We start from the raw sequence: 17,744 nt of genomic DNA on the forward strand, positions 1-17,744 counted from the left end.
TTATTTACCTTCTGGAGAGTTAGTGGATGGATTAGTGTTTGCGGGGCCTTTGGTTTGAGGCTTGATGAGATTTAGCAGATACTTAGCGCGATTGGCATACAGGCGTTGATTGAGTTGGGTATTGGCTGCTGCGTCCTCATAAGCCTTGGCGCCCAGTCGCACATACACCTCACCCAAGTTAGCCGCGGCAGTGCTGTAGCTAGGCCTGAGCTTGAGTGCAAGCTCTAAATAGTCGCGCGCTTCGATCCATTTACCTTGATTGGCTGCAATGGCTGCAAGGTTGTTATACGGCTCTGGTAATTCTGGAAACTGCTGAGTAATCTCAATTAAAGTTTTCTTGGCGCCATCAAAATCTCGTAACTCAATTTGTAAGCGCGCTTTCACATAACGTAGCTGTACATTCTGCGGAGTCTTTTTGAGGCGAGTATTGATCAGATCAATCGCGTCTTGATATTTGCGGGCTTTCACCAATTTTTCTACATCTGACGGCACCGCATTTTTGGTGACCGGATCCGGTTCAATAATCAGGAAAGATAAAAAGGGCACACCAACGGTCTCTGATAATTCAGGGTTGAGTGGATCATAAGGAGAATCGGTTGTGAGTCTTGGCGGATCTGTCGGGCCATAGCTTCCTAAATAGGCTTGCGTTTTGGCCTGAGGAGAAGTTGCCTCCTGCTTATTCACCGCAGCGATTTCTGCGTTTGCCAGTTGCTGGGCAGGGGTGCTACACCCAGTTATCAGCAAAAAGCTGGAGACCATGGCAAAGGTCGTCAAAAGGGTGGAGATCGGTGCTTTGAGGGTTGCAAACATAAGGGAAGGGGTGAAAAACTGGCTCATTCGATATACTCAGCGCTCAGTCTAACAAATTGGCGCTACTTGCCTCACCTTTATAGCCCTATGCTGCAAATCTATAACACTCTTAGCCGTTCTAAACAGGTTTTTAAGCCCATCGTACCGGGTAAGGTGAAGATGTATGTCTGCGGCATGACGGTCTACGATTTCTGCCACATTGGCCATGCCAGGGTCATGATCGTATTTGACATGGTGGTCCGCTGGCTTAGAGCTAGTGGCTATGAGGTTCTCTATGTCCGCAATATCACAGACATTGACGACAAAATCATCAATCGCGCCCTGGAAAATGGTGAGCCGATTGCCGCATTAACCAATCGCTTTATTGACGCCATGCATGCCGACTCTGATGAGTTGGGTTTGATGCATCCAGATCAGGAGCCGCGTGCAACCGATTACATTACACAAATGCAAGGCATGATTGGTAGGCTCATTGAGAATGAGCTGGCTTATCAGGCAGAAGATGGGGATGTGAATTTTGCAGTTCGTTTATTGCCACGCTATGGTCAACTCTCTGGCAAGTCTCTAGATGAGCTAAATGCTGGTGAACGTGTTGCAGTGGGTGGTGGTAAACGCGATCCATTGGATTTTGTGTTGTGGAAGAGTGCAAAAGCTGAAGAACCCGCGGATACCCGCTGGAGCTCGCCTTGGGGTGAAGGTCGCCCAGGCTGGCACATTGAGTGCTCTGCCATGTCCTGTGACTTACTCGGTGAGCACTTTGATATTCATGGTGGCGGGGCAGACTTACAGTTCCCTCATCACGAAAATGAGATCGCTCAAAGCGAAGGCGCACTGTACGGACAAAATCGCAAAGATGATGATGCACCGTTTGTCAATTACTGGATGCACAACGGCCACATACGGGTCAATGAAGAGAAGATGTCCAAATCATTGGGTAATTTTTTCTTAATTCGGGATGTCCTAAAAAGCTTTGACCCTGAAGTGCTACGCTTTTTCATGCTCAAGGCCCACTACCGCAGCCCGATTAATTACAGTGATGCGCAATTGGAAGAGGCGCGTGCTGGCTTGGTCAGGCTTTATACGTCATTGTCACAGGCGTCCAACTTAGCCAATACACCTCTGGACGCGAATAATCCCTGGGCTAAGCGCTTTGCTGATGCCATGAATGATGACTTTAATACGCCCGAGGCGATTGCTGTGTTATTCGATCTAGCAAGTGAAGTCAACCGCGCTCAAGGCGATGAAAAGCAAATGCTTGCGAGTGTTCTCAAGTCTTTGGGTGGTGCGCTCAATTTCTTGCAGAGGGATCCGACCACATTTTTGCAAGCTGGCTCCAAAGATCAGGGTGGTTTAGGTCCTGAGCAAATCGAGGAGCAAATAGCTGCGCGGGTTGCCGCTAAGCAAGCAAAAGATTTTGCTAAAGCGGATCTGATTCGAAAAACTTTACTAGAGCAGGGCGTTGTCTTGGAAGACAAGCCAGGCGGTATTACTGAATGGCGTAGAGCATAGTGCCAAAAGCAAAAGAAGATTCCGTGCTCAAAGAAGTAGCCCCAGACTATTGGGAACAGGCTTGTCGTGAGCTGATGAAGCATGATCGTATTTTGAAAAAACTCATTCCCAAATATGGAACCGGTTTTTTGGTGACGCGCGGTGATGCATTTACAACGTTGGCTAGAGCAATTGTTGGACAACAAATTTCGGTAGCAGCTGCGCAAGCGGTTTGGGATCGAGTGCTCATCGCAAGCAAGAAAAAAGTGAACCCTAAAAATATCTTGGCGCTCACCGTCGAAGAGTTGAGGGCTGCGGGATTGTCTGGTCGTAAGGTGGAATACATCCGCGATCTAGCCGATCACTTTGATTCTGGTCGATTGCACGCCAATCAATGGAAAGATATGGATGATGAGAGTGTCATCAAGGAATTAAGCTCGATTCGTGGCATTGGGCGCTGGACTGCAGAGATGTTCCTCATTTTCAATATGGTTCGCCCTAATATCCTGCCCCTAGATGATGTTGGTCTAATTAAGGCTATTTCCCTCAATTACTTCAGTGGTGAGCCTGTTAGCCGTCATGAGGCGAGAGAAGTGGCTGCCAATTGGGCCCCATGGCGCACGGTTGCCACCTGGTATATGTGGAGAAGTATCGACCCGATCCCGGTTGAATATTAAAATCAGACTATGAAAACGACTTTCCTGGATTTTGAGCAACAAATCGCTGAATTAGAGTCAAAGATTGAAGAGCTCCGTTTTGTGCAAGATGAGTCATCGGTAGATATTTCCGATGAGATCAAAACACTATCTGAAAAAAGCCTTCAACTCACAAAAGATGTCTATGCGAACTTAACACCTTGGCAGGTGTCACAAGTTGCACGTCATCCACAACGTCCTTACACCTTAGATTATGTTGGCGCCTTATTTACCGACTTTCACGAACTTCATGGCGATCGTACTTTTGCAGATGACCAATCCATCATTGGCGGTCTAGCGCGTTTTGATAATCAGCCTTGTATGGTGATTGGCCATCAAAAAGGTCGCGATACTAAAGAACGTGCACTGCGTAACTTTGGCATGAGTCGTCCTGAGGGTTATCGCAAAGCAATGCGCCTCATGCGCCTTGCAGAAAAGTTTGGTATTCCGGTATTTACCTTTGTTGATACGCCAGGCGCATTCCCAGGTATCGATGCAGAAGAGCGCAATCAATCGGAAGCGATTGGTCGCAACCTTTATGTTCAAGCCGAGCTTGAGGTGCCCATCATCGCTACCATTATTGGTGAAGGTGGCTCAGGTGGAGCTTTGGCAATTGCGATGGGCGATATCGTCCTGATGTTGCAGAACTCTACGTATTCTGTGATTTCTCCAGAGGGTTGCGCTTCCATCTTGTGGAAGACTGCAGACAAGGCTTCCGAGGCTGCAGAGCAGTTAGGCTTAACTGCCCAAAGATTAAAAGCACTTGGCTTAATCGACAAGATTGTGGCTGAGCCCATTGGTGGTGCGCATCGTGATTACGATGTCATGATGAGCAATATGCGCAAATCCCTCGCTGAATCAATCAAAACCTTTGAGGGCATGAAGACTGATGCATTGCTTGAGCGTCGCCATGAGCGTCTAATGAGTTATGGCAAGTTCAAGGAAATCACAGCCAAGCCTTAAGCCAGCAAAACGAATTGCGGTCGCCTTAAGTGGTGGTCTCGATTCGGTTGTTTTGCTCGATACCGTTTGCAAATCGCAAGCCAAAAATAAGAACACTGAAATTTTTGTTTTTCACATTCATCATGGTTTGCAAAAGCCTGCAGATGATTGGCTAATCTTTTGCGAAAAGCTCGCCCAGAAATACAAAGTTCATTTTGATTTTCGTTTACTTCACCTAGACACAAAAGATGGCAATACTGAAGCTAGAGCAAGAGCAGGGCGCTATGAGGCATTAGCCGATCTCTGTGAAGAATATGGCGTCGAAGATCTCCTGCTAGCCCATCACCAAAACGATCAGGCTGAAACCGTTCTATTGCAACTTCTGCGCGGTGCTGGTGTGGCAGGGCTATCGGGCATGCCAGCCAATAAGTTCATTCAGTCAGGCACCACGCCAATTACGCTGTGGCGTCCACTGCTAGATCAAGGTAGAGCGGAGCTTGAGGCATATGCTAAAGAACACAAGCTCAAATGGATTGAAGATCTTAGTAATCAAGATCGCAAATACAGACGTAATGCAATTCGAAAAGACATCATTCCAAAGCTGGAAAAGATTCAACCAGAAGCAATTGCCAATTTAGCCCGTAGCGCATCTTTACTCAGTGAGGCGCAAGTATTATTGGATCGTCTGGCTGTTCAAGATGGAAAAGCTATTTTGACAAAAGATGGTCTTGATCTAAAACGACTGCTGAATTTGCATAACTCAGATCAAGCTGCAGCCAATAATGTATTACGTTATTGGTTAAGAGCTAATGAACTTGCTATGCCATCGCAAGAGCGTCTGAATTCTTGGTGGCGTGATCTGGTAGCTGTTAAAGCGGACGCGCAACTGGAGTGGATGCATGATGGCAAAGTGATTCGGCTTTGGCGTGGGCAATTACAAGTAGTGAGTCCCACTTCGGGTCAGTGGGTTTTTAAAGCGATTACCCCAAGTAGTCAAAAACCAGGATTACCCGCCGCCTGGGTGAAAAGTGCTCAAAAAGAAGGGCGCATCACCAACAAAACTCGGTCAGGATCCGAAAAGCTTCAAACTAAACCCAATAGCCCCCGAAAAACCTTAAAGAATCTTTTTCAGGAGGCTGATATTCCTCCGTGGCAACGTAATGCGCCATTGCTATATGTCGACAATGAACTGATTGCAGTGGCAGGTGTAGGTGTTAGTCATCCACACCTTGTGCTTTCAGGGCCTCGAGTTTGGCCCGAGTGGCAAGAGCAGGCTTTGTCGGTTTAAAACCCTGTAAAATAGGCCCTTTTAAGACCCTTGGGTAAGCAATTGCCCTTTACAGATAGTTAAACAGACGGTTTTTATGGCTCTTATCGTTCATAAATATGGTGGCACCTCAATGGGCTCAGTCGAGCGCATTGCGAATGTTGCTAAACGCGTTGCTAAATGGATGCGTGCTGGCCACCAGGTGGTCGTAGTGCCTTCTGCCATGTCAGGCGAAACCAATCGCTTGCTTGGTTTGGCAAAAGAAATTAATCCCGAAGCAAATCCACGTGAGTTGGATCAAATTGCCTCTACTGGTGAGCAGGTCAGCTCAGGCTTGCTTGCCTTAGCTCTCATGCGTGAAGGTATTGATGCGGTTAGCTACGCAGGTTGGCAAGTGACCGTCCATACCGATTCTTCATTTACCAAGGCGCGCATTAAGAGCATTGACGACAAAAAGATTCTGAACGATCTCAATGCAGGTCGTGCAGTAGTGGTCACCGGTTTCCAAGGGGTAGACCCAGAAGGAAACATCACGACTTTAGGTCGCGGTGGCTCAGATACTTCTGCTGTTGCGATGGCTGCTGCATTAAAGGCAGATGAGTGTTTAATCTATACCGACGTTGATGGTGTGTATACAACCGATCCACGTGTTTGTGAAGATGCGCGTCGCCTAGACAAGATTACCTTTGAAGAGATGCTGGAAATGGCTAGCCTCGGCTCCAAGGTATTGCAGATCCGCTCAGTTGAGTTTGCAGGTAAGTACAAAGTTAAAACCCGTGTTCTGTCATCGTTGACAGACCCATTGATGCCTTTAGACCAAGAGATGAAGTCAGGCACTTTGATTACATTTGAAGAGGATAGCACTATGGAAGCCGCAGTTATTTCCGGCATCGCCTTTGCGCGTGATGAGGCGAAGATTACCGTTCTAGGAGTTCCTGATCGCCCAGGTATCGCCTATCAAATTCTTGGCCCGATCGCTGATGCCAATATTGATGTGGACATCATCATTCAAAATCAATCTGTAGAAGGTAAGACAGACTTCACTTTCACGGTGCCTCGTGCTGATTATCAAAAGGCCTTGGATATTTTGAAGAACAAAGTTCAAGCGCATATTGAAGCAAAAGAGATTTCAGGCGATCCTAAAGTTTCTAAAGTTTCAGTGGTGGGTGTTGGCATGCGTTCTCACGTTGGCATTGCCAGCAAGATGTTCCGTACATTGTCAGAAGAGGGCATCAACATCCTCATGATCTCCACTAGCGAAATTAAGATATCTGTCGTGATTGATGAGAAATATATGGAGTTGGCTGTACGCGCCTTACATAAAGCGTTTGAGCTCGATCAGAAGTAAATCCATCAAAAGGGCAGCAAAGCCCCTCATAAATGGTTATCCGTTAAACTGTGGGGCGCATTAGCGGTAAAAAGGTAGTAAAAAGTACGGAGACGTGGCCGAGCTGGTCGAAGGCACTCCCCTGCTAAGGGAGCATCGGGGCTAAAACTCTGATCGGAGGTTCGAATCCTCTCGTCTCCGCCAGTACTTTTCAATAAACCCAGTAAATTCAATGAGTTACTGGGTTTTTTGTTGCCTAAATGTATTCAATTTTGCAAAAAAACGACAAAAACCATACTGTTTATATTGCTTTGCAACAAATAAATGTTGCATCACAGCAAAATATTTCTTACAATGGTGCATCGCAATAAATTATGTAACCATTAACTAAATAAAGGATTAACCATGTTCCAGAATCAATTAAACGATCAAATCGCTCAAGCTCAAGCTAAAGCTGTTGAAAACGCTAAACATTTGGCACAAGTTGCTGTTGAAAGTGCACAAGAATTGGCAGAAATCAACCAAGCTGCTGCTAAAGATGCATTGTCTGCTGCACAAGATGCAAGCTCACAGTTGTTGGCTATTAAAGATCCACAACAATTAGCTAAATTAGCTCAGCCTGAAACAGCTCAAGAAGCTGCTAAGTACGCTGCTGCTTACCAAGCTAAAGTTAGCAAAGTTGTACGCAACGGCAACAAAGAAGTTGCTCAAGTTGTTGACGCTTCTATCGATGATGCACGTGATGACTTAGTTAAGTTTGTTAAAGAAGCTACTAAGACTGTTCCTGCTGGTTCTGAGGCATTTGTATCTGCATTCAAAACTGCATTTGATGCTTCACTCCAACAGTTTGACCAAGTTCGCGCTACAGCAACTGATGCATTCGCAAACTTTGAGAAAAGTGTTGACGCTGCATTGGCTAACATTCAAAGCCAATACGCTGTTGCTAAGCCAGCTGCAAAAGCACGTAAAGCTGCTTAATTTTTAGCCTTATTTGCTTCAATAAAAAACCGCCTTCGGGCGGTTTTTTATTTCTCGGCACTCAGTGTTAAGCTATATGCAGCAATGCTTCAGGCCTGTTAATAGTTCGTGCCGTCAACTGCTTTTAAGTAGCCCTTGAGATACTGGGGTGGAACATAGACTACCGTGCTGATGCCAGCCTTTGAAGAAAGGTTTAATTGAAAGCCATCTTTAATACGTTCTTTTAAAAATGCATCAGTTAGCTGGATTGATAGCAGTTCTTTAAAGATGCAGCCTCTAGCTTCACATAGACCAGCTTCTCTAGAAATCACCTTGAAAGTGCTTACAGGTCCATTGAGAAGTGTTGCGGAATCGTAATTACGCATTTGCATGAAATAAGTGAGGTGCACCTGGAGTTCATAAGTTTTAGCTCCCGCCGGTGAAATCTCGCTACGCAGATTGAACATCTCGTAAGTATTGGATTCATCCATCGTGTTGATAGATGGCCCTACATATGTTTTTCCACCAGAGCCATTGGGGGTGGCGATGGTGGATTGATATACATCATTCACTTCCCATGAACTGATTTTCTTATCGTTGTTGGCGCAGGCGATAAGCCCAAAGCTGACGGCTAGTAACAATACAAAACGGTACATATATGGCTCCTTAGATCTCCAAATCATACTATCGTCCGTCCAAAACCGAGCCTTTATTCAAAAACTGAGCCGCGTCTTCATTTTCTAAGCATTGACAAATGAGGCCCAAACCTAGGGTTTGTCATAGTGAAATTACTACACTTCACAACTTCACAAGTTGTGAAGTTGTGATATAGTGTGTCGACTGGGAGATGAAATGAAGAGACAGATACCGAAAACACATCAGGCCTTGGAGTGGATAGGCAAGGGCATGAGCGCAGCTCAAGCCGCTAGAAAGATGAAGATTTCAGAATCCAGTGTGTATGCCGCCCTCAGAAAAACGAAGGCAAAAGATTTGGGTTGTTGCCCAACATGTGGTCACAAAATAAGGAACTAAGATGAAGAAGACTCTATTAGCAGTTGTAACCATTTCTGTAGCGGCATTTGCGTATGCAAATACCACATCAGATTCATCTGCGTTGGTAACTCAGCAGTGCAAGATTTCTGCTGAGGCAGTTTCTACATTGAAGGGCTTGCAATATGGCAACACTTCAATTCGTAAGGACGTAGCCAGCTTGATTGATCGTCATCTCAAGACTCCAGAAAACAGAGAGATCGCGCACAAGAAGCTCAACTTAATGGTTGATGACAAATCTACAGATGCTGGAGCGCTTGAAGTGAAGTATTGCTCTTAAGGGTCTCATGACTCAGATTGCTGAGTGCCCTGAGTGTGGCAATGTACGTGGTTTATTTGGTAAGTGCCCACACTGTGGATCTGTATCTCTACCAAATGTAAGCACGGATACTGTTGAGCTGAATATTAAGCGGGGCCTACCCACAGTCGAGGAGGCGTTAGAGCAGCTCACCGAATATCTGCGGATGGCTAGCGAGCTTGGCATCAAGGCAATCATCTTGATTCATGGGTACGGATCTTCAGGTGAGGGTGGCCGTATCAAATGGGCTATTCATGAAGCGCTGGAAAATAATCGTTATGCAGATCGCATAGAAGAGTATTACTACGGTGAGCAAGTGCCTTATGGTACCCAAGCATGCCAGGCATTATTGAAACAACGCCCAGGCTTAAAGCAGTATTTAAAGCACTTCAAGGCAGGCAATGCAGGTATGACAGTCTTATTGCTGGGATCTACTCGAAGAAGTGCTTAGAATGGGCGTATATCTAGGAAGGTTATAGGATGAATAAAAAATCAGAACACGCAGTGGCTCAAGAGGCTGTCACCTCTAGCGCAGATCAATTGATTGGCGAATTCAAATCCTTAATGGCAGACGCTGAGGCTTTAATAAAAGCCACTGAGGACCATCCAAGCGAAACAATTAGCTCTATTCGCAATAAGGCGCTTGAGACTCTTTCAGGAGCAAAAGTGAGCCTTTCCAATCTCGAAGGCACTTTAACTGAAAAGGCTAAAGTAGTCGCCGAAGGCGCTGATGATTTCGTGCACCGCAATCCCTGGGAGGCAGTTGGGGTTGCAGCAGGATTAGGTTTATTGATTGGCCTTTTTATTCGTCGTCGCTAGGCTCGCATGTCTCAAGAAAATTTACTCTCCTCCATTAAAAATCTTGCCTCTACTGGCGCATCGATAGCACAAACACGTTTAGAACTTTTATCAGTAGATGTGCAAATTGCCAGAAGCAAATTTATCAGCCTATTGGTGATGATTGTGAGCGCATTATTTTTTCTATTCTTTGGCTTGGTGATGCTGGCTTTGGTCATCGTCATTTACAGCTGGGAATCTGATCGGATGCTGGCATTGAGTTTATTGACTGGTGCGTTTATCTCCATCGGTTTAATTCTCGCCTTAGTGATCATGCAATCCCTAAGGAGCATGCCCAAGCTATTCGAAGCATCGATTGCTGAATTGGCCAAAGATAAAGAAGAGCTCTCACGGTAAAGTTATGGACGCAACACTCAAAACCCTGGAGGCTCGTCGTCAAGAGCTTCAAGAAAGATCAGCCCGTGAGCGGCGTGAATTTTCTCAACACTTTGAGCCCTGGGAAAAACCGCTCTCCTGGGCGGATAAAGGCATGGATGCCATCCATTTCTTGAAAGATAACCCATTACTATGGACCAGTGCTTTTGCAGCCCTGGCTCATTACAAGCCTAAATTAGCGAGTAAGGTATTGGCGGTAGGTTGGGGCGCTATGAAGTTGTTGAAAAGCGCCAAGAAGCTGGTCTAGTCGAAGCTGACTAATGTACTAGCTAATCAAAACCGATTTATTAGGAATACCATGCTCATTGAGAATAGCGCTGCCATTGAGCGCGCCAATTTCTAATAAGGTGATGGCGCCGCACACTGTAAATCCCGCATTGCGTAACAATTTATCAGCTGCAATGAGTGTTCCACCAGTAGCCAAAACATCATCAAGCAATAGAACCTGGGCATTATTAGGCAGGGTTGATTTCTGAATCTCTAAGGAATCTTGTCCGTACTCAAGCCCATAAAACTCACGATGGCTAGCTAAGGGTAGCTTATTGGGTTTTCTGGCCAGGGCAAGGCCCTTATGTGCATGATGTGCCAAGGCGGCCCCAAAGATAAAGCCGCGGGATTCAATGCCTAAAATATGGGTATAGTCAAACGATTGGGCCAGTTCATAGAGTTTCGCAATAGCTTCTTTGAAGGCTACTGGGTTTGCGAGCAATGGGGAGATATCCCTAAAGAGAATTCCAGGTTTCGGAAAGTCGGGTACACCGGGTAGATAATCTAATAAATTCATATATGGCAGACATGAAAACGAGTTACCTCATTATTACCGCATTAGATAGCGAGCTCAAGCGCGATGCTCTTCCTGCGGGTGTCGAAATCGTTTACTCCGGTATCGGTAAGATTAATGCAACGATAAGCTGTATTCAGGCAATTCATCACTATGCGCCTGAGCGAATCATCAATTTTGGTACTGTTGGGAAGGTTAATCCTGAGCTGCATGGCTTATTGGATATTGGAAGGGTAATTCAGCGTGATATGAATACTGAGCCGCTGGCTCCCCGCGGTCAAACCCCGTTTTGCAATAAACCTTCCGAGTATTTATCCTCAGGTCAATTTTTATGCGGTACTGGAGATAGCTTTGTGACTGCGAAGGATCCTTGGCTACACAGTCAGGGGATTGATGTGGTGGATATGGAGCTATTCGCAATTGCAGCCGTAGCCCACCAACACCAGATTCCATGGCAGTCCTTCAAATACATCACTGATGATGCTAATGAGAACTCCGGCAACGATTGGCAAGAAAAAGTGAATCATGGCCAAGAGCTATTTATCGATAGACTCAAGCAAATATTAAGTTAGCACATTCACATAAACACATGAGCATCCAAAACCCTTGGCTAAAGAACTATCCTGCAGGCGTTCCGCAGGAAATTGGCGCTCCTTCCCATGCATCCTTAACAGACTTTTTAGAGGAATGTTTTGATCGCTTTGCTAACCGTAAAGTGGTCGAGTCTATGGGTGTGTTTTTTACTTATCGTCAACTTGATCGCCTCTCAAAAGACTTCGCCTCTTATTTACAAACATTGGGCTTAGAGAAGGGTGCTCGGGTAGCACTCATGTACCCAAATGTGATTGAGTATCTTGTTGCTATGCTCGGGACATTGCGAGCAGGCTATGTCGTGGTGAATATTAATCCGCTGTATACCTCTCGAGAGTTAGAGGCTCAATTATTAGATAGTGGCGCAAGTGTATTGGTCCTCATGGAAAACTTTGCCAGCACTTATGAGCAGATCGCGCAACAAGTTTCCTTAAAGAAGGTGATTGTCAGCAGTCCTGGAGAGTTGTTAGGTCTCAAAGGCCTTCTTGTCAATTGGGTTGCCCGAAATATCAAGAAGATCGTGCCGCCATGGGATGTTATTCATACCAAATTCAAACAAGCATTAAGTATTGGCAGTCAGCATTCATTTCAGAAGCCCGAGATCGGTTTGGACGACATTGCATTCTTGCAATACACCGGTGGAACTACAGGAACCTCTAAGGGTGCTGTATTGCTCCACCGCAACATTCTTTCGAATGTGATGCAGATTGAGTCTTGGTTAAATCCTGGTCTTAAGCATCGTCAAGATCAGCAACTCCATTTCTTATGTGCCTTGCCCATGACGCATATCTTTGCTCTGACTGCTTGCGCTCTTTTGGGCATTGCTAAAGGCGCCTTGTTAATACTGGTGGCAAACCCAAGAGACATCGATGGCTTTATTAAACTGCTCGCCAAACATCCTAAGATTAATATTTTCCCCGGTGTCAATACACTGTTTCATGCATTGATCCATCGCCCCGAATTTAAAAAGGTCAAACTTCCTAATTTACTAGTCACAATTGGTGGTGGTATGGCTGTCCATAAGAAAACGGCTGATCACTGGCAGGCTTTAACAGGTTCCCCAATTGCTCAGGGATATGGTTTATCAGAAACATCTCCTGTGGTGTGTGTAAACAGCCCTCTAGAAAAGCATTTCACTGGCCACATTGGTGTACCCCTGCCAAGCACTGATGTTGCGATACTGGATGATGATGAAGTGGAGCTGCCTCAAGGCACTGCAGGAGAAATCTGCATTAAAGGGCCGCAAGTGATGGCGGGCTACTGGAATAAGCCAGAAGAAACGGCCCATTGTATGACTGCTGATGGCTACTTTAAGTCGGGTGATATTGGCTTAGTTACCAATGATGGTTACATACAGATCGTTGATCGTAAGAAAGACATGATCGTCGTTGCTGGATTTAAGGTATTTCCAAATGACGTGGAAGATGTCCTGTCACAAATGCCTGGCATTAAAGAATGTGCAGTGATAGGTGTGCCACATCGTAAGCTAGGTGAGATCGTCAAAGCTTACGTCGTTAAATCAAATCACCATACGACTGAAGCTGACGTTTTGCAGTATTGCAAAGAACATCTCACAAGTTACAAGCGTCCAAGAAAGGTGGTGTTTATACATGAACTCCCCAAGTCCAATGTTGGGAAAATTCTGCGGCGCGAACTCAGAAATCTCTGAGCTGCTTTACTTACTTGGAGTTTTGCCTACCATCTTGGCTGCCCTTAAGAAATCAAAGTCCACGCCTTTATCTGCTTGAGTCACGGTGTCGAGGAAAAGCTTCTTATAGCCACGTTCAGCGGTAGGCGGAGTAATTGGATTCTCTTTTGCACGCTGAGCTAGCTCTTCATCAGAAATCAGTAGGCTGATCTCACGATTCTTGACGCTTAGACGAATACGATCACCATTACGAACATGGGCTAAGGGGCCACCAATAGCGGACTCAGGGGTCACGTGCAGCACGATCGTGCCAAAGGCGGTGCCGCTCATGCGACCATCAGAGATGCGCACGATATCCTTTACGCCAGCACGAGCCAGCTTCATTGGGATCGGAATGTAGCCAGCTTCAGGCATTCCTGGCGCACCCTTAGGGCCAATATTTTTGAGAACGATAATGTCATCGGCGGTGACATCTAAATCTGGACTATCAATTCTGTTGGCTAGGTCTTCAGAATTTTCAAAAACAACTGCACGACCCTCATGTTCCATCAGTTTTTCATCAGCTGCAGATTGCTTGATGATGGCGCCGCCAGGTGCAAGGTTGCCATGCAGTACTGCAATGCTACCGCGTGGATAAATTGGGTTATCAATTTTACGAACGACATCTTGTTTAAAGCTAGGCGGGCCTGCATCAATCTCTTCCCCCAAGGTCCTTCCAGTAACGGTCATGGTGTTGAGCTTTAGTAGGGGCTTTAACTCACGTAAAAGTGTAGTCATGCCGCCAGCATCATGGAAATTTTCCATGTAATGATCACCCGATGGTTTAAGGTCAACCAAGACTGGGGTTTCATTACCCATTTTGTCGAGCGCATCAAGATCAATCTCCAGACCCATTCTTCCAGCAATTGCTGCCAAGTGAACGATGCCGTTGGTAGATCCGCCAATCGCTAGTAAAACTCGCATGGCGTTTTCAAAAGCATCGGCAGTCAAAATTTTGTCAATGGTCAAACCATCTTTTGCCATCTGTACAGCACAAGCACCTGTTTCTTCTGCAACCCGAATACGATCTGCCGTAACAGCAGGGGGTGTTGCGCCTCCTGGTACCGTCATGCCAAGAGCCTCAGAGATGCAGGCCATAGTGCTAGCAGTACCCATTACAGAACAAGTCCCTACGCTGGCAACCAATTGATCATTTACTTCATCTTTTTCTATCTCATCAATCTCCCCAGCACGGAACTTACCCCAATAGCGGCGACAGTCGGTGCACGCACCAACGCGTTCACTGCGATGTGAGCCAGTCAGCATCGAGCCGGTAATTAATTGAATGGCGGGTAAACCTGCTGAAGCAGCGCCCATCATTTGGGCGGGTACCGTCTTATCGCAGCCACCAATCATCACCACCGCATCCATAGGCTGTGCGCGCAGCATCTCTTCAGTATCCATAGACATCAGGTTGCGCAGATACATGCTCGTTGGTGCAGCAAAGCTTTCATGAATGGAGATTGTGGGAAATTCCATGGGCAGTCCACCAGCTAACATCACGCCACGCTTTACTGCTTCTAATAGTTGAGGCATATTGCCGTGGCATGGGTTATAGGCGCTACCAGTATTAATGATGCCAATGACTGGGCGATCTAAAGCGCTATTGGTATAGCCAGCGCCTTTGATAAATGCTTTGCGCAAAAATAATGAGAAGCCTTTGTCGCCGTAACTTGTGAGGCCTTTACGCAGACCTGTCTCAGATGGGATTTTGCTGTCTTTTGGCTTGGAACTCATGTTTGTCTCAAAGGTAAATAATTAAAAGGCTATTTTGCCCATTGTAGCTATTTGAGTGAGGTATTACCTAGGGGTTGCCACCCCAGCGATATTGCCAGGAAATGCCAACGGCGTTGTAGCTTGTGTCGGTACGTGAGTAAACCCCTTTGCTGCCAGTGAGGCGTATGGAGTTCTGTTTATCGATTGGATAAGAGAGGGTGCTACCAAATCGCCAATTTTCTTGGACACCATTAATTGGGTTGCCATTAATATAAGTTTGCCCACCAGTGAAATAAGTGGCATCTGCAGAAATCCATGCGGTATTGGGGAAGTAATAAATAACATGAGTCTCACCAGAGTAGATCGGGTTTTGAGAAAGGGTATTGCTACCCAGATAGCTAGTATTGCTGGTGTAAATCGTTGCCATGCCTGCAAGCTCTAGTCTCCAAGGGCCTACTGCTTGAGAGAGTCCCATTGCTGGTTGGATCAAAGATCGATTTGCACCGACATTAATCATTTGATTGCTGTTGTACTCACCCCATGGAATAGTGGCAGCAATACTTGCCCCAATGATGAGATCTTGTTGATAGTTCTTGAACTCACTATTCGAAAGTGCAGGTGCCCCATAGAGATTGACCGAAGCTTTTATGATGGGATCTGAAAGACCCTCGGCAGAAGCATTAATAGCTTGGCCGCCAACTTGTCCTGTGCCCGTTAATTCTGAATAGGGCAGAACTAGGGTCAATCTTCCAGATTGGCCAGCAACTTCGAGAACGTGCGTCAGACTAATCGCTTGAGTATTGAGAGTGTATGACCCGCTTTTGGCTTGTGCCAATCCACCAGTAATAAAATTCATGCCAATCGGCGCATTCGAATAGGCGCGCGCTTCAATTTCTTGTGCTTGAACAGATAGACAGCCCAGGGAAATGGCGAGGGCGAAAATCAGATAAAGGCGACCTGCCAATAATCCCAATAAGCGGACAAAGGATTGCCGCATCATCAAATCAATTTCCAGATGAATTTCTGGTGCCAAAAAGTAGAGTGACAATGTTTTCTTTGCCCATGATCATGACGGTAGCTGTGAAAATCAGATATGGCCATACGATTAACCAATAAACAATCGCCATGGCCAGTACATGCAGCGGATCAGCTTGGCCAAAGGCTGTCATAGACACGAAAAAGTTTTTTCCATGGATGGCACCATCTATTCCCGCCTCGAGATAGTTGAGTGCCAGCACGATGACAAGATAAAAGAAAGACTGCGTAACTAGTGATCTCAAAATGCCATGATGCTTACTAACTTTAATAGGGTAGATGGCTTGGCCAATCAACATAAATTTTGCAGAGATCGCCCCCTTTACGAGCGCCAGCCCAAAAGGGGTTAGTGGAATAGGGCGTTCATGAAGCGCTGTAACAGCTAAAAAAGTCAGCGAACAGAACCATACTCCAAAATAGATAGAAAGCGACATTGCCTTTTTCACTTCTTCTATCAATCCCTGCTTGAAGTTGTGCCTTACCTGTGGAGCAGTAGGAGTAGTCATAAAAATTCAGTGTTAAGCATTACAACAAGATTCACCGTTAGAGCAAGCACCTGCGGCTTCTGCTGGGGCGGGTTCATTGGTGTAGCGTGCAATATAGGCTTTCTTGCCTTTTAGTGGACACTTGATCCAAACAAAGTGACCTGATCCTGGGGCAACAGTAATTGACTCACCAGCCATATTCCACATAGCATCGAGAACAAGATCTTGATTGCCTTGAGGTTCAATGACTTCGAGCTTATCACCTACGGAGAAACGATTTTTGACATCTACCTTGACTCGACCATTGACTTGATCGAGCTCCAAGGTTTCGCCAACATAGAGACTTCTACCGGAAAGGGAGTAGCCGCGCATATAGAGCTGGTATTCCTTGTCATGATGACGTTCATAAAAGCCATCGGTATAACCACGATTCGCTAGACCCTCGAGGTTGCCTAGCAAGCTTGTGTCGAAGGGTCTGCCAGCAACTGCGTCATCAATCGCTGAACGATAGGCTTGGACGGTGCGTGATACATAATAAGGGGACTTAGTGCGCCCTTCAATCTTGAAAGAGTCAACACCCATCTTAGTGAGTCTTTCGATATGCTCAACAGCACGTAAGTCTTTCGAGTTCATGATGTAGGTGCCGTGCTCATCCTCTTCCATCGGCATCAATTCATCTGGACGACGAGCCTCTTGAAGTAAAACAACATCACCACTAGAAGTTTGCTGCCCTGGTTTAACTTTGTAATCCCAACGGCAGGCATTGGTGCAAGCACCCTGGTTGGAATCACGGTGAGACATATAGCCAGACAGCAGGCAGCGTCCAGAATAGGCAATACATAAGGCGCCGTGTACAAATACTTCAAGTTCCATTTCCGGACAGTCTTGACGAACTTCTTCAATTTCATCAAAAGACAGTTCACGTGAAAGAATTACTCTGCTGATACCAACTGAGCGCCAAAACTTAGCGGAGGCACCATTAACAGTATTGGCTTGTACTGATAAATGAATTGGCATATCAGGCCACGCTTCTCTGGCCATCATGATCAAACCTGGATCAGACATGATGAGAGCATCGGGTTTAAGCGCCACCACAGGTGACATATCCCGAATATAAGTGCGGGTTTTGCCGCCGTGTGGCAGCAAGTTGGAAACTAGATAAAACTTCTTACCCAAATCGTGTGCAGTATCAATGCCTTGTTTGAGAACTTCCATTTTTCCGAAGTCATTATTGCGAACACGCAAGGAATAACGAGGCTGACCAGCATAGATAGCATCTGCTCCAAAATCAAAAGCAGTTTCGAGCATTTGCAGGCTACCCGCAGGGGCTAGGAGTTCAGGCATTTTCATCATGGGGCTATTTTAATGCCTGCTTTACCCAT

20 protein-coding genes and 1 tRNA gene are annotated in these 17,744 nt (G+C 46.0%); 14 read left to right on the plus strand and 7 right to left on the minus strand.

Features of this window, described 5'->3' with window-relative positions; genetic code table 11:
- On the minus strand, nt 1-837 hold the full coding sequence (locus tag FD968_RS04705) for a tetratricopeptide repeat protein (protein WP_251367643.1): 837 nt from the start codon (nt 835-837) through the stop codon (nt 1-3).
- Between the two features lie 60 nt (nt 838-897).
- On the opposite strand from FD968_RS04705, the gene cysS reads away from it, so the two are divergent.
- The 7 genes from cysS to FD968_RS04740 all read left to right on the plus strand — a co-directional run bounded on the left by cysS (nt 898) and on the right by FD968_RS04740 (nt 7,507).
- On the plus strand, nt 898-2,319 hold the full coding sequence (gene cysS, locus FD968_RS04710; RefSeq protein WP_215367662.1) for a cysteine--tRNA ligase: 1,422 nt from the start codon (nt 898-900) through the stop codon (nt 2,317-2,319).
- The gene (locus FD968_RS04715) at nt 2,319-2,975 is read left to right on the plus strand and encodes a DNA-3-methyladenine glycosylase (protein ID WP_251367644.1); all 657 of its coding nucleotides are present in this window, start codon (nt 2,319-2,321) and stop codon (nt 2,973-2,975) included. Before cysS ends, FD968_RS04715 begins: the two co-directional genes overlap by 1 nt.
- A 9-nt stretch (nt 2,976-2,984) precedes the next feature.
- Complete coding sequence (locus FD968_RS04720) at nt 2,985-3,956, plus strand: acetyl-CoA carboxylase carboxyltransferase subunit alpha (RefSeq protein ID WP_215367664.1); 972 nt, start codon at nt 2,985-2,987, stop codon at nt 3,954-3,956.
- Nucleotides 3,922-5,223 carry a tRNA lysidine(34) synthetase TilS gene (tilS, locus tag FD968_RS04725; RefSeq protein WP_215367666.1) on the plus strand — a complete coding sequence of 434 codons (1,302 nt, stop codon included), beginning with the start codon at nt 3,922-3,924 and terminating at the stop codon, nt 5,221-5,223. The genes FD968_RS04720 and tilS overlap by 35 nt, the downstream gene beginning before the upstream one ends.
- A gap of 76 nt (nt 5,224-5,299) precedes the next feature.
- On the plus strand, nt 5,300-6,550 hold the full coding sequence (locus FD968_RS04730) for an aspartate kinase (RefSeq protein WP_215367668.1): 1,251 nt from the start codon (nt 5,300-5,302) through the stop codon (nt 6,548-6,550).
- 88 nt (nt 6,551-6,638) lie between these two features.
- A tRNA-Ser gene (locus FD968_RS04735) sits at nt 6,639-6,733 on the plus strand.
- Between the two features lie 201 nt (nt 6,734-6,934).
- A complete protein-coding gene (locus FD968_RS04740; RefSeq protein WP_215367670.1) occupies nt 6,935-7,507 on the plus strand; it encodes a phasin family protein in 573 nt (190 codons plus the stop codon).
- A gap of 98 nt (nt 7,508-7,605) precedes the next feature.
- Here the strand turns inward: FD968_RS04740 and FD968_RS04745 are convergent, their stop codons facing one another.
- Complete coding sequence (locus tag FD968_RS04745) at nt 7,606-8,142, minus strand: hypothetical protein (protein ID WP_215367672.1); 537 nt, start codon at nt 8,140-8,142, stop codon at nt 7,606-7,608.
- Between the two features lie 377 nt (nt 8,143-8,519).
- On the opposite strand from FD968_RS04745, the gene FD968_RS04750 reads away from it, so the two are divergent.
- The 5 genes from FD968_RS04750 to FD968_RS04770 are packed head-to-tail and all read left to right on the plus strand — an operon-like array spanning nt 8,520 to nt 10,314.
- Nucleotides 8,520-8,816, plus strand: a complete 297-nt coding sequence (locus FD968_RS04750; RefSeq protein WP_215367674.1) for a hypothetical protein — start codon at nt 8,520-8,522, stop codon at nt 8,814-8,816.
- Nucleotides 8,817-8,823: 7 nt separating this feature from the next.
- Complete coding sequence (locus FD968_RS04755; RefSeq protein ID WP_215367676.1) at nt 8,824-9,285, plus strand: Smr/MutS family protein; 462 nt, start codon at nt 8,824-8,826, stop codon at nt 9,283-9,285.
- 29 nt (nt 9,286-9,314) lie between these two features.
- Entirely contained in the window at nt 9,315-9,653 is a 339-nt protein-coding gene (locus tag FD968_RS04760; RefSeq protein ID WP_215367678.1) for a YqjD family protein, read from the plus strand.
- Nucleotides 9,654-9,659: 6 nt separating this feature from the next.
- Nucleotides 9,660-10,028 carry a phage holin family protein gene (locus tag FD968_RS04765; protein WP_215367680.1) on the plus strand — a complete coding sequence of 123 codons (369 nt, stop codon included), beginning with the start codon at nt 9,660-9,662 and terminating at the stop codon, nt 10,026-10,028.
- A 4-nt stretch (nt 10,029-10,032) separates the two neighbouring features.
- Nucleotides 10,033-10,314, plus strand: a complete 282-nt coding sequence (locus tag FD968_RS04770) for a YqjK-like family protein (RefSeq protein ID WP_215367682.1) — start codon at nt 10,033-10,035, stop codon at nt 10,312-10,314.
- Nucleotides 10,315-10,332: 18 nt separating this feature from the next.
- On the opposite strand, the gene FD968_RS04775 is transcribed toward FD968_RS04770, so the two are convergent.
- Nucleotides 10,333-10,851: an adenine phosphoribosyltransferase gene (locus tag FD968_RS04775; protein ID WP_215367684.1), complete on the minus strand. Its 519-nt coding sequence runs from the start codon at nt 10,849-10,851 to the stop codon at nt 10,333-10,335.
- Nucleotides 10,852-10,853: 2 nt separating this feature from the next.
- Here FD968_RS04775 and FD968_RS04780 point away from each other — a divergent pair, with 2 nt between their 5' ends.
- Entirely contained in the window at nt 10,854-11,420 is a 567-nt protein-coding gene (locus tag FD968_RS04780; protein WP_371817744.1) for a 5'-methylthioadenosine nucleosidase, read from the plus strand.
- A gap of 23 nt (nt 11,421-11,443) precedes the next feature.
- Nucleotides 11,444-13,108: an AMP-binding protein gene (locus FD968_RS04785; protein ID WP_215368019.1), complete on the plus strand. Its 1,665-nt coding sequence runs from the start codon at nt 11,444-11,446 to the stop codon at nt 13,106-13,108.
- 6 nt (nt 13,109-13,114) lie between these two features.
- On the opposite strand, the gene FD968_RS04790 is transcribed toward FD968_RS04785, so the two are convergent.
- The 4 genes from FD968_RS04790 to FD968_RS04805 form a co-directional block, all read right to left on the minus strand.
- Nucleotides 13,115-14,863 carry an IlvD/Edd family dehydratase gene (locus FD968_RS04790; protein ID WP_215367686.1) on the minus strand — a complete coding sequence of 583 codons (1,749 nt, stop codon included), beginning with the start codon at nt 14,861-14,863 and terminating at the stop codon, nt 13,115-13,117.
- A gap of 67 nt (nt 14,864-14,930) precedes the next feature.
- Nucleotides 14,931-15,890 (minus strand): transporter, encoded by a 960-nt coding sequence (locus FD968_RS04795; protein ID WP_215367688.1) that lies wholly within the window; start codon nt 15,888-15,890, stop codon nt 14,931-14,933.
- Nucleotides 15,847-16,383, minus strand: a complete 537-nt coding sequence (locus tag FD968_RS04800) for a hypothetical protein (RefSeq protein WP_215367690.1) — start codon at nt 16,381-16,383, stop codon at nt 15,847-15,849. The genes FD968_RS04795 and FD968_RS04800 overlap by 44 nt, the downstream gene beginning before the upstream one ends.
- A 12-nt stretch (nt 16,384-16,395) precedes the next feature.
- Entirely contained in the window at nt 16,396-17,715 is a 1,320-nt protein-coding gene (locus tag FD968_RS04805; protein ID WP_371817745.1) for a U32 family peptidase, read from the minus strand.
- Nucleotides 17,716-17,744 lie beyond the last annotated feature (29 nt).

The sequence above is a fragment of the Polynucleobacter sp. AP-Titi-500A-B4 genome (assembly GCF_018688095.1).
Taxonomy (GTDB): domain Bacteria; phylum Pseudomonadota; class Gammaproteobacteria; order Burkholderiales; family Burkholderiaceae; genus Polynucleobacter.

Excerpts from the sequence above, each read along its gene's own strand:
- FD968_RS04705 (WP_251367643.1), bottom strand. The coding sequence starts at position 837 with ATGAGCCAGTTTTTCACCCCTTCCCTTATGTTTGCAACCCTCAAAGCA.
- cysS (WP_215367662.1), top strand. The coding sequence starts at position 898 with ATGCTGCAAATCTATAACACTCTTAGCCGTTCTAAACAGGTTTTTAAG.
- FD968_RS04720 (WP_215367664.1), top strand. The coding sequence starts at position 2,985 with ATGAAAACGACTTTCCTGGATTTTGAGCAACAAATCGCTGAATTAGAG.
- tilS (WP_215367666.1), top strand. The coding sequence starts at position 3,922 with ATGGCAAGTTCAAGGAAATCACAGCCAAGCCTTAAGCCAGCAAAACGA.
- FD968_RS04730 (WP_215367668.1), top strand. The coding sequence starts at position 5,300 with ATGGCTCTTATCGTTCATAAATATGGTGGCACCTCAATGGGCTCAGTC.
- FD968_RS04740 (WP_215367670.1), top strand. The coding sequence starts at position 6,935 with ATGTTCCAGAATCAATTAAACGATCAAATCGCTCAAGCTCAAGCTAAA.
- FD968_RS04745 (WP_215367672.1), bottom strand. The coding sequence starts at position 8,142 with ATGTACCGTTTTGTATTGTTACTAGCCGTCAGCTTTGGGCTTATCGCC.
- FD968_RS04750 (WP_215367674.1), top strand. The coding sequence starts at position 8,520 with ATGAAGAAGACTCTATTAGCAGTTGTAACCATTTCTGTAGCGGCATTT.
- FD968_RS04755 (WP_215367676.1), top strand. The coding sequence starts at position 8,824 with ATGACTCAGATTGCTGAGTGCCCTGAGTGTGGCAATGTACGTGGTTTA.
- FD968_RS04760 (WP_215367678.1), top strand. The coding sequence starts at position 9,315 with ATGAATAAAAAATCAGAACACGCAGTGGCTCAAGAGGCTGTCACCTCT.
- FD968_RS04765 (WP_215367680.1), top strand. The coding sequence starts at position 9,660 with ATGTCTCAAGAAAATTTACTCTCCTCCATTAAAAATCTTGCCTCTACT.
- FD968_RS04770 (WP_215367682.1), top strand. The coding sequence starts at position 10,033 with ATGGACGCAACACTCAAAACCCTGGAGGCTCGTCGTCAAGAGCTTCAA.
- FD968_RS04775 (WP_215367684.1), bottom strand. The coding sequence starts at position 10,851 with ATGAATTTATTAGATTATCTACCCGGTGTACCCGACTTTCCGAAACCT.
- FD968_RS04780 (WP_371817744.1), top strand. The coding sequence starts at position 10,854 with ATGGCAGACATGAAAACGAGTTACCTCATTATTACCGCATTAGATAGC.
- FD968_RS04790 (WP_215367686.1), bottom strand. The coding sequence starts at position 14,863 with ATGAGTTCCAAGCCAAAAGACAGCAAAATCCCATCTGAGACAGGTCTG.
- FD968_RS04800 (WP_215367690.1), bottom strand. The coding sequence starts at position 16,383 with ATGACTACTCCTACTGCTCCACAGGTAAGGCACAACTTCAAGCAGGGA.
- FD968_RS04805 (WP_371817745.1), bottom strand. The coding sequence starts at position 17,715 with ATGATGAAAATGCCTGAACTCCTAGCCCCTGCGGGTAGCCTGCAAATG.